Below are 10,595 nucleotides of genomic sequence, written 5' to 3' on the forward strand. Positions count from 1 at the left end.
GGCGACCTCGCGCAGCGCGCGCTCGAGCTCCCCCTCCAGCGCCTGCCGGGCGGCGACGAGCTCCAGGTCCCACTCCCACACGTCCCCGGCCCCGCCGAAGTCCCGGAACGAGAGCTCCTGCAGGGTCCACAGCGCCAGCTGCAGGTACTCGTCGCGCAGCACCTCCTCGGCGCCCCAGCGCACCCGGCCGAGCTCGGCGACCACGACCTCCCGGACCTCCCCGGGCTCGTGCACCCGCCGCCGAGGAGGTCGACGACGGCGGTCGAGGCCGGTCCCCGCCCACGGGGCAGGCCCACAGCCTGGCGCCCAGACCCGTGCTGTGCGGTGGACATCGATGTCGCTCCCATCCTGCGCTCGGCAGTGCTGACAGCCAGCTCGGCGCTGCGGTCGTCGGCACCGGGTCTGGGGCGCTCCCGCAACGGTGGGACGTCCCGGCGCCTCGTGCAAGTGGCGGGCGTCTCCGAAGACGACCAGGGCGAGACGAGAGCTCTGCACGTCGGCGTCCGACCACGCACGTCCAGCGGCACCGGAGCGGGCGTGCCGCCGACGACGGGCTGCCGCTCGGCGGGCGGCGCCGGCCCTCGAGGGCCAACCTGGGAGCACGGTCGTCGCAGCCGTGCGGCGCCGACTGCTCCACCCGACCACGAAGGGTGCACCCATGTTCCGCCACGTCAAGGAGCTGCAGTTCGAGTCCAAGCCGGAGAAGCCCGACGCGCTGTACGCCATGAAGTTCCAGGAGATCCTGGGCGGCCAGTACGGCGAGATGACCGTGATGATGCAGTACCTCTGGCAAGGCTGGTCGTGCCGCGTGCCGGGGAAGTACAAGGACATGATCATGGACATCGGGACGGAGGAGATCGCGCACGTCGAGATGCTCACGACGATGCTCGCCCGTCTGCTGGAGGGCGCCCCGGCCGAGACCACCGCCGCTGCGGCCGCAGCCAACCCGGTCCTGGCCGCGACGCTGGGCGGGATGAACCCGCAGCAGGCCATCGTCGCCGGCGGCGGACCGATGCCCACGAACAGCATGGGCGTGCCGTGGAACGCCGGGTACATCGTCGCCAGCGGCAACCTGCTCGCCGACTTCCGTGCCAACGCCGCCGCCGAGCACCAGGGCCGGCTGCAGACCTCCCGCCTGTACGGGATGACCGACGACCCCGGCGTCAAGGCGATGCTGCAGTTCAACCTCGCCCGCGACACCTGGCACCAGCAGCAGTGGCTGCTGGGCATCGAGTCACTCGTCGAGGAGGGCTACGCCGACGTCGTCGAGCACTCCCACGGCGACGAGGAGGACCAGCGGTGGAACAAGGCCGTCTACTCCCCCAACCCCGGCAGCACCTCCGGTGAGGGCCGTTGGGCGCAGGGCCCGACCCTGCTCGGCGACGGGCAGATCGAGTACGTGCCCGACGCGCCGCCGCTGACCGACGACACCGGTGTGCTCCCGGCGCCCGACCCGAACCTCTTCGCGACGTACGACGGCTCCCAGGGCCCCGGCACGCCCGGCACCCCCGGTGGCGGGGTCAGGCAGGCCACCGAGGGCCTGGTGGGCAAGGTCAAGGACGCCCTCGACTGATGGCGCCCCACCGGGCGAGCACGCAGGTGGCGTCCCGGGCGACCTGCCCCCCGCAGTGGGCGCGCACGGCCCGGGCGACCTGCCGGGGCGTGTCGAGCAGGTCGGCGGGGGCGCGCAGGACGTCTTCCAGCTGGTCCAGCGTGAACGGCACGTCGTCACGGGAGCGGGCCTGCAGCACACCGGAGGAAGCCAGCACGAGCGTCTGACGTGGCGGCACGGGGAGGGGCTGGTCGCTGCGCTCGCCCTCCTCGCCGTCCCCGAGCGCCGGAGCGCGCGGGACGCTGACCACGTGCAGGGCGCCGGCGGTGTGCCGCAGCACGAGCGGGGCGCCGGCCAGGACCATCCGGCCTCGGCCGGTGCCCAGGTCGACCCGCACCAGGGCGGCGTGCACCCGTCCGGTCCCGGAGCCTTGTCGACGCAGGACGTCGTCGGCGGTGGCGGCCTGGTCGACCAGGTCCAGACCGGCGCGGCGGGCGTGCCGCACGGCCGCCAGGGCCAGGTCCGCCGACCGGGCGGCCCGCAGGCCTTCTCCGTCGGCCTCCAGCAGGGCCACGGACAGCACGTCGTCGTCGACGGCCCAGTCGAACACGTCGCTGGTGGCCAGGTAGGCGGGCTCGACCAGCGCCGCGACCTCCACGCCGGGCCCGCGGTGCTCGGTCGGGGGCAGGACGTCCCACTGCATCTCGGCGGCGACGCTGAACACGTGCGAACGGCGGCGCACCTCGACCTCGTCGCTGCTCTCGACCGCCTGGCGCAGCAGCAGCCCGACGAGCCCGGCCGTGGCCGCCAGGACGGGCACCACTCGCTCCGCGGGGTCGACCGTGCCGGGGACGGTGGCGACCAGGACCCCGAGGCGGTGGCCGCGCACCGACACCGGCTGGCAGACCGTCGTCCCGGCGACGGTGACCACCTGCTCGCGGAAGGTGCGGGCAGCGGCCGTCGGACCCTCGACCAGGTGCTCGCGCCCCGGGGACGGCGGCACGCCCTGCTGGTCAGGTCCGCCGAGGTCCGCGTGAGACGGCTCGCCCACCCGCCACCTCGCGATCCGGTGCAGCTCGACCAGCTCGTGGTCGACGAGCAGCAGGTCCAGGCGTACGGCGCCCGAGGCGGGTCCGAGGACGTCGACCACCGTCTGGGGCACCTGCCAGGAGCTGGCGGCCAGTGCGGCCGACAACAAGGAGGCCTGGACCGCCTCGTCGGTGGCGTGCGGGCGTGAGCTGGTCACCGGTCCTCCGTCGGGACGTCGAGCGAGCCCTGCGGCTGCTGGGCTCGTGCCGCTACCTCGCTCAACGCGGCCAGGCCCCGGCGCAGCGATCGACGGTCGTCGGGGTCCATCTGCGCGGCGACCTGCTCGAGCGCGTGCGAGACCGCGGCAGCGCACCGCCGCAGGGCCCGGCGGCCGGCCGCGGTGATCATCACGTCCACCTCCCGGCGGCTGCGGCCGGCCCGGCGGGAGACCAGGCCCAGGGCCACCAGGCGGTCCACGAGCCTGCTCGCGCTGGACGCCACGACACCGAGGGCCACGGCCAGGTCACCCACCCGGGACGTGCCACCGGTCGCCGCGAGCACCTCCAGGCACCGCAGCTGCACCGGCGTCAGGTCGTCCGGTGCACCGGACACCCCGCGGTGCACCACGTCGACCAGGGCCCGCGACAGCTCTTCCCAGCTCGCCGCCTCCCCCTGCGCTCGCTGATCGGTCTCACGCCCACGTCCCACGTGCCGTCCGTCCTCCCGAGCCGTCATGGCTCTCACCCGCGTCCGGTCCACGGACCCACTGTGCGGTCTGCCGAGCGCACAGACCGCACCGCCCTCACCACCCCTCCTCGTGCGCCACGCCAAATGTTGCACCCAGGCAAGGGACAGGCCACTGTGGGCACCGTCCGGATCCGGCGTGCCGGTGGCGGCCGGTCCACGCCCGACACCTCGAGGGGAAACCATGACCGCAGCCGTACCGGTGCTCACCAGCGGGACCAGCGCCACCTTCACCGGCGCCTCGACCTACGCCGCCTGGCAGTACCAGCTCATCCTCTACAGCTTCGCCGTGTCGATGTTCGCCCTGTTCGCGGCCGGCCTGTACGCCCTCGCGACCCGCAGCGACGTCTCCAAGCGGTACCGCCCGGCGAGCCTGGCCAGCGCCCTGATCTGCTGGGTCGCCACCCTGGCCTACGCGTTGCTCGTCATCCAGTGGTTGACCGGGTTCACCGCCAGCGCCGACGGGGGCACCTACACCGCCGACCCCGGCACCAGCATCACCCCGCTGCGCTACATGGACTGGTCGGTGACCGTCCCGCTGCTGACGGCCGAGCTGTTCGCCGTGTGCACCCTCGCCCGGCGCACCAGCGCCTGGTGGCGCCTGGGCGCGATGGGCAGCGCCTTCCTGATGATCCTCACCGGCTACTTCGGCGCGATCACCCTCGGCGGGGGCGACCCGACCGGCCCGCTGCTGGTGTGGGGCGCGATCTCGACCGTGTTCTTCGTCGCCCTGTACGTCTTCCTCGTCAAGCCCTACACCGCCGCCCGCGCCGAGATGGGGCCGGAGGCGCGCACCAGCCTGCGCAACGCCGTCGTGCTGCTGCTCAGCGTCTTCGGCGCCTACCCGCTGCTGTACCTGGTGCCGCTGTGGGCCGGGTACGACGACGCGGCCTGGGCCACCACCGTGCAGGTGCTGTTCTGCGCCGCCGACATCACCGCCAAGGCCGGCTTCGGGGTCCTGGTGCACAAGGTCGCCAAGCTCCGCACCGCCGAGGACGCCCGCACCCAAGCGGCGCAGCTGCCCGACCTGTACCCCGCCGAGGTCTGGGTCTCCGGTGAGCTGGTGAGCCTGCCGGCCGAGCACGCCCTGGTCGACGCCGGGGCCGACGGCAGCACCGGCGAGCGTGCCGTCAGCCACAGCGCCGTCAGTCACGGCGTCTCCCGCCGGCAGCGCCGGGGCTGACCCGTTGGCGACGACCACCGGGCACGACCGCCCTCGCACCGGCGAGACGGGCCCCGCGCCCAGCACCTTGCCTCCCCTACGGGGAGGGCTGCGCACCATGGTCGTCGCCGTCCCGCTGACGACGGCGGTGCTCGTCGCTGTCGCCGTCCCCGCCGCCGCGGCGTTGGCCCCCGCCCTCGCCGCGGCGGCTGGTCCGGTCCTGCTGCTGGTCGCCGTGCTGGTCGGCCTGCCGCACGGAGCGGTGGACCTGCTGCAGCCCGAGCTACGCCCCCGTGGTCGGCGCGCCCGCGCCGGCGCCGCCGCGCTCTACCTCATCGCGACGGTGGCCGCCGTCACGGCCCTACGGCTGGCCCCGCTGCCCGCGCTGGTCGTGCTGCTCGTGCTCGCCGCGGTCCACTTCGGCCTGGCCGACGAGGTGGTCACCCGGTGGCGGACCGGCCGGCTCCCTGCAGCGCAGACCCCGGCCGGGCGAACCGCCAGGGCCGTGCGCGCCTGCGCCAGGGCCGTGCGCGTCACCGCTCTGGGCGGCATCCCGGTGACCGTGCCGCTGGCCCTCCCCGACCCCGACGTCAGCCACCTGCTCGGCGTCCTGTCCGGTGGGCACGGCGCGGCCGTCGCCGCGGGCGCCCGGGCGGCGCTGGTCCCCGTGCTCGCCGCTGCGCTGGTCACCGCTCTGGTCGCGGCCAGACGCCGGGACGCCGTCGGGGTGGTCGAACCGCTGGCGCTGGTCGCCCTGTTCGCCCTGGCGACGCCGCTGCCCGCCTTCGCCGCCTACTTCGGCCTGTGGCACTCACTGCGACACCTGGCGCGCCTGCTCGCCCTCGACGCCCACCGCGCCCGCACTCCTCGACGGCTCCCGGACCTGGGCCTGGGCCTGGGCCTGGGCCTGGGCCTGGGCCTGGGCCTGGGCCTGGGCGGACCCTCAGGTGCCGCCGTGCCCTCGCCCGTGGACGGCATCGAGCTCGCAGCAGCGCTGAGGCGCTTCACGCGTGCGGCCGTGGCTCCCACCAGTCTCGCCCTGGGTGCCCTGGTCGCCCTGGTCGTGGTCGCGGGCGACGACGTGCTGCCCGCGGCTCTCGCACTCGTCCTGTGCCTGACCGTGCCGCACGCTGCGGCGGTCGCCGTCACCGACCGGGCCCTACGCCCGACCTGGAGCCCGCACGACAGGTCAGCCGACCACGACCGGTGACGCATCGGGGTCTCGGGGCGAGGTGACGGCCTGGGCATCGCCCGGAGGGCGGCTTCCTCGAGGTCGTCGGCGTGCCCGGCGTCCCTGTCCGCCGGCTGGACGCGCGGTCGACCCGTGGCCGCGAGGGCCACGGGTCGACCGTCCGGTCGGTGCGAGGTCAGCGGTCGAGACCGGCCTTGTCCACCTTGCGGTGGAAGCGCATACCCGCCAGGCCCCCGAGGAGGGCCCCGACCAGGCTGATGACGGCGACCACGACCGCCGCGATGATGCCGCCGGTCGTCAGGTCGCCCTCGCCGACCGGGATCCGCGGGAAGCTGTTCAGCTGCCCGAGGACGTTGAACTGGTCCCCGGCGACGGCGGCCAGGACCGCCACGACGACGGCGATGACGACCGCCCACAGCCAGACGGCCAGCCCCTGCTTGAGGCCGTCGAACCGTGCCATCCGCCCGGCGACGTAGCCACCGCAGAAGTACGCCACGAGCAGGACGACGGCCAGCACGATCCCGCTGACGATGCCGACCGTGCTCGGGTCTGCGGTGGCCTCGGCCGCCGCCGTCCCCGCGTCGGTGTCCGTGGCGAGGCCCACGGCGGCGCCGGCCGCGGCCACCAGGGCGGTGAGGAGGACGGCGGTCCCGGTGGCGGTGAGCCACCCGAAGAAGGCCGACCCGATCTTGATGCCGCCGTACTTCTCCTTCTCCCGCGCCACGACGGTGTCTCGGTCCTGACGGGGCGCGGCTGCCTCCCGCGCACCGGGCGCCTGGTCGGGGGTCTGCCCGCTGGGCTGGTAGCTGCTGCTCATGCTGCTCTCCTTGTCGTCGACGACACCGCCGGGAGCTCCGACGGGTCGAGCGGGGTCAGCTCCGCGACGTGTCGCTGTCGCCGGCGTCGGTCTCGACCTGCTCCTTGCGGACGTCCTCGGAGACCTGCTCGGTCCCGCTGACGCGCTGGGTGCCCATCCGCACCCGCTCCACCGGGACGGTCTCCTTGTCCATCACGGGCCGCTCCTCGTGCAGCGTCACCTCGTGCTCCTCCTCCGTGAGGTCCCCGCCGGCCAGCGCGTCGCCGCGGTTCGCCTCGGTGATCGGCTCCCGGTCCACCCGGACCTCCTCGTGGGAGACCGGCACGTCCTGGGTGACCCGCTCGGTGGTGACGAACTTCCGCAGCCGGGCCCGCCCGGCCTCACGGCTCTGGGTCCCGACGTGCAGCTGCTCCTCCGAGCGCGTCATGGCGTCGTCGGTCGTCGGGCCCGAGGTGTCCTGGCCCTCGACGCCGGGCTCGCCGGCCCGGTCCCGACGGGAGTCGCCCGCCGGGGCGCCGGACGGCGCGGGGGCACCCGCCTGGTCGGCGGTCCCGGTCGGGAGCCCGGAGTCGCTCGGCGCCTCGCTGTACTCCAGCCCGTAGTGCCGGTACAGCTGCGCCTCCTGCTCCTGGCTCAGCGACTCGTCGGACGAGATCCGCGGCGCGTCCTTGATCACGTCCTTGCCGTAGGGCACCTGCACCTCGCTGCCCTGCACGCTCGCCTGCGCCAGCGGCACGAAGGTCTCCGCCCCCGCGAGCATGCCGGTCTTGACGGTCACCCACTCCGGCTCGCCCGTCTGGTCGTCCAGGAACACCTGGCCGACCTTGCCGATCTTGCTGCCGCCCTCACCGGTGACGGTGCCGCCACCGCTGAGCAGCTGCTGGACCTGGTCTGTCGTGATCATGTGACGTCTCCCTGATGGTGGTCGAGGTGATGCGCGTCTGGCCCGTGCGGCGCGTCAGCGCCGGACAGACATCGGTGGAAGGGGTGGAGGCGGTGGGCGCCCACGAGGACGGCGACCTCCCGCCGGTCCGGGCCGACTCCCGGCCAGGACATCGAGACCGGGTCGGCTCCCGCCGGACACCGAGGTCCGGGGGCGACCTGTGGGTCGGTGGCCGTGCGACGCACGGAGGCCCGGGAACCCGAGGACATGGACCGCGGACGAGCGACGCGACGCACTGCCGGGTCCGGGGCAGCACTCTGCGCGACGACGTCGTCGGCGGAACCACCGAGAGGCTCGTGCTAGCTGATCGGCTTCCTGCTGATCCTCGTCATCGGGATCGTCGTCGTGAAGCTGATCGCCAAGGCGGTCGACAAGCTGCTGGGCACGGTGGGTTTCGACTGTGCGGTCGAGCGCGGCGTCGGGACGCACTCCACGACCGAAGCGAGGGCATCTGAGAGTGAGTCCTGCATGTGGACCTCCGGGGACGGTGCGGGGCCGGCGACCGCACGGCGCAGGCACTCCGGAGGGAAGAACGGCCGGACCCTGCGCGCGGCAACACCGAGGTGGTCAGGTGTGCTGCCGGGTCCGGGGCAGCCTGTGCACTACGGCGTAGAACTCAGCAGGTCGTCACCCGACGTGCAACTCGAGACGGGCACCCTGCGAGCTCCCCGAGACGCGGTCACCATCCGTGACCAAGGGGCCAGGACGACCGCCCCGGTGCCCTCACCCGGACGGACCTGAGCCGCCCAGTCGCGCGAGGAGGTTCTGCAGGGACTCTCCTCGAAGTCGCTCGCGGAACGGTCCTCGGACAGCTCGGGCACGAGCGAGCGCAGGTGCGGGTAGAGGCTCAGGTCTGCGGCGGGCGGGTGGCCACCAGCGGGAAGGCACGAGGGTGGGCAAACGCCGCCCGTCGCACGCCGTACGCCAGGCGCCGCAGGTAGTCCTGCCACCGTCGGCCGACCCGACATGCGCACCTCGGGGTCGCCGTACAGCTCGTCCACGACGGTCTCGACGATGCCGTCCAGCAGGTTCTCCCGGCCGGGGACGTACCGGTACAGGGCCATCGCGTCGACACCGAGGGCACCGCCCAGCCTCCTCATGGTCAGCTGCCGGAGGCCCGACTCGTCGACCAGCCGCACCGCCGCGTCGAGGACGCGGCGCCGGTCGAGGGTGGACATCAGCCGGCCATCAGCGCAGCTGGCTGGCCAACGGGCACGAGAAGGTGCTCCGGGCGAACAGGCCCACGCGGTTGAGGTGGCTGACCACCGCCCGGTACGCGCCGACGACGGAGGTCTCCGTGTACGGGATCTGCTGCGCCTCGCAGTAGGCGCGCACAAGCGGCTGGGCGCGCCGGAGGTTGGGGCGCGGCATGCTCGGGAAGAGGTGGTGCTCGACCTGGAAGTTCAGGCCGCCCATGGCGAGGTGGACGAGGGCCCCGCCGCGGACGTTGCGGGACATGAGCACCTGACGGCGCAGGAAGTCCAGCTTCGCGGTCCTCGGCACGATCGGCATGCCCACGTGGTTCGGGGCGAAGGCCGCCCCCATCGCCACGCCGAGCACGGCCAGGTGCACGCCGAGGAACGCCGCGGCCTTGCCCGGCGGCAGCGCGACGAGCAGCAGGGCGAGGTAGGCACCCCAGTGCGTGGCGATCAGCGCCACGTCGACCCAGCGCCGCTTGACCGGTGCCCGGCTCAGCAGCCTGGTGGTGCTGTCCACGTGGAGGTTGGCGCCCTGCAGCAGGAGCAGCGGGAAGAAGAACCAGCCCTGGCGGCGGGTGAGCCACGCGATGGCACCCCGGCGGGAGCGAGCCATCTCCTCGGTGTAGGAGAGCACCTTGGACCGGATGTCGCCGTCGACGCCCTCGGTGTTGGGGGCCTGGTGGTGGCGCGTGTGCTTGCCCATCCACCACCCGTAGCTGAGCCCGCAGAGCAGGGAGGCGAAGACCCGCCCGGCCGCCTCGTTGGCCCGGGCCGAGCCGAACATCTGCCGGTGGGCGCCGTCGTGGCCGAGGAAGGCGCACTGCGTCACGACCAGCGCCAGCGCGGCGGCGAGGAGCAGCACCAGCCACGTGTCCCCCAGGACGAGGACGCCGGCGCCGACCGCGGCCAGCGCCGCCACGGCGGTCNCGTCACGACCAGCGCCAGCGCGGCGGCGAGGAGCAGCACCAGCCACGTGTCCCCCAGGACGAGGACGCCGGCGCCGACCGCGGCCAGCGCCGCCACGGCGGTCACGATGCGCACCCAGTAGTAACCCCGACGGCGCGCGAGGAGCCCGCGGTCGCGCACCTGCCGGGACAGCTCGGCGTAGGTACTCACCTGCCGGTCGCGGTTGCGGACGGGTCGCCCGGCCGCACCGTCGGCCGCAGGGACAAGGGACGGGAGCTCGGGCCAGGCTCCCTGCAGGACGTCGGACATCTGAACTACCCATCGGCTCGGCGTCGGTATCGACACGCCGCCGGGTCCGGGGCAGCACTGGTCATGACGTGCAGGTCTGGTCGTGCGTGCGGTGGGCACGCACCGCCCAGGCTACGGGTGCGCCTGGCGCGTCGTCGTGCCGGTCGGCTCGGCGTCAGCCGGTGCCGGCCGGCTGGGGGATGCGGGCCGCCGTCGACCGCGAGCGCGCGCTCGGGGGCGGTGAGGTGCATCAGCTGGGCCACCCGAGGCGGCAGACCGCCTCCGCCACAGGCAGTCCGGGAGGGCGCAGCCGTCCCCGGAGGAGCGGCCGCAGCCCCTCGCCGTCCATGGACGTGGCGCTGGAGAGGTCGAGCGACGTCGGAGCGGAGGTCGTCAACGGCACATCGAGGTGTCCGTCGCACCGCTGCGGCTGCGGCAGCCAGGGTCTGGGTGGCCCGCGACCGCGGTCCGTCCGGGGGCCGGGCCGACGCCGTCGAGCCCACCCGCCGCACCTGCCCGGGGCCCTCCCGGGTACGGCCCCGGCCCCGGGCGCTCGCCCGCGTCGTCGCCGGCCGCCACAGGATCCGTCGTGACGATGGGTCCTGTTGCACGCGTCGACGACGACGCCTACACACTGCGTGAGGGGCCCGACGCCCCTGAGGGCAGACGAGATGCCCCATGAGATGGCGCGCACCGCGGCGCGCCGCACCGGTGGCGGGTGAGGCCCGCGGGAGGGGAGACCATGCGCATCCTGGTTCTGGGG

General features: G+C 74.2%; 9 protein-coding genes and 2 pseudogenes. 4 read left to right on the forward strand and 7 right to left on the reverse strand.

The genetic code is table 11. The features are described 5' to 3' along the window. Positions 1–234: pseudogene (locus tag WDZ17_RS16715) on the reverse strand (hypothetical protein); the annotation flags it as partial. 424 nt (positions 235–658) lie between these two features. On the opposite strand from WDZ17_RS16715, the gene WDZ17_RS16720 reads away from it, so the two are divergent. Next, positions 659–1,573: a manganese catalase gene (locus WDZ17_RS16720; RefSeq protein WP_339576311.1), complete on the forward strand. Its 915-nt coding sequence runs from the start codon at positions 659–661 to the stop codon at positions 1,571–1,573. Here WDZ17_RS16720 and WDZ17_RS16725 read toward each other — a convergent pair. Beyond that, positions 1,554–2,798: a PP2C family protein-serine/threonine phosphatase gene (locus tag WDZ17_RS16725; RefSeq protein ID WP_339576312.1), complete on the reverse strand. Its 1,245-nt coding sequence runs from the start codon at positions 2,796–2,798 to the stop codon at positions 1,554–1,556. The two genes, WDZ17_RS16720 and WDZ17_RS16725, sit on opposite strands and share 20 nt — an antisense overlap. Then, the gene (locus WDZ17_RS16730) at positions 2,795–3,193 is read right to left on the reverse strand and encodes a MarR family winged helix-turn-helix transcriptional regulator (RefSeq protein ID WP_339576313.1); all 399 of its coding nucleotides are present in this window, start codon (positions 3,191–3,193) and stop codon (positions 2,795–2,797) included. Before WDZ17_RS16730 ends, WDZ17_RS16725 begins: the two co-directional genes overlap by 4 nt. 316 nt (positions 3,194–3,509) lie before the next feature. Here WDZ17_RS16730 and WDZ17_RS16735 point away from each other — a divergent pair, with 316 nt between their 5' ends. Continuing rightward, positions 3,510–4,508, forward strand: a complete 999-nt coding sequence (locus WDZ17_RS16735) for a bacteriorhodopsin (RefSeq protein ID WP_339576314.1) — start codon at positions 3,510–3,512, stop codon at positions 4,506–4,508. 97 nt (positions 4,509–4,605) lie between these two features. Beyond that, entirely contained in the window at positions 4,606–5,697 is a 1,092-nt protein-coding gene (locus tag WDZ17_RS16740) for a beta-carotene 15,15'-dioxygenase, Brp/Blh family (RefSeq protein WP_339576315.1), read from the forward strand. Positions 5,698–5,854: 157 nt separating this feature from the next. Here WDZ17_RS16740 and WDZ17_RS16745 read toward each other — a convergent pair whose 3' ends face one another. Both WDZ17_RS16745 and WDZ17_RS16750 read right to left on the reverse strand, forming a co-directional pair. After that, positions 5,855–6,496, reverse strand: coding sequence for a hypothetical protein (locus WDZ17_RS16745; protein WP_339576316.1), 642 nt, complete (start codon positions 6,494–6,496; stop codon positions 5,855–5,857). 55 nt (positions 6,497–6,551) lie between these two features. Beyond that, positions 6,552–7,400, reverse strand: a complete 849-nt coding sequence (locus WDZ17_RS16750) for a YsnF/AvaK domain-containing protein (protein ID WP_339576317.1) — start codon at positions 7,398–7,400, stop codon at positions 6,552–6,554. 354 nt (positions 7,401–7,754) lie between these two features. Here WDZ17_RS16750 and WDZ17_RS17555 point away from each other — a divergent pair. Further along, positions 7,755–7,826 (forward strand): annotated as a pseudogene (locus tag WDZ17_RS17555) (hypothetical protein); the annotation flags it as partial. 215 nt (positions 7,827–8,041) lie between these two features. Here WDZ17_RS17555 and WDZ17_RS16755 read toward each other — a convergent pair. Continuing rightward, complete coding sequence (locus tag WDZ17_RS16755; protein WP_339576318.1) at positions 8,042–8,617, reverse strand: TetR/AcrR family transcriptional regulator; 576 nt, start codon at positions 8,615–8,617, stop codon at positions 8,042–8,044. A gap of 10 nt (positions 8,618–8,627) precedes the next feature. Then, a complete protein-coding gene (locus tag WDZ17_RS16760; protein WP_339576319.1) occupies positions 8,628–9,557 on the reverse strand; it encodes a fatty acid desaturase family protein in 930 nt (309 codons plus the stop codon). Positions 9,558–10,595 lie beyond the last annotated feature (1,038 nt).

It is taken from the genome of Pseudokineococcus basanitobsidens, assembly GCF_037482545.1.
Taxonomy (GTDB): Bacteria; Actinomycetota; Actinomycetes; order Actinomycetales; family Quadrisphaeraceae; genus Pseudokineococcus; species Pseudokineococcus basanitobsidens.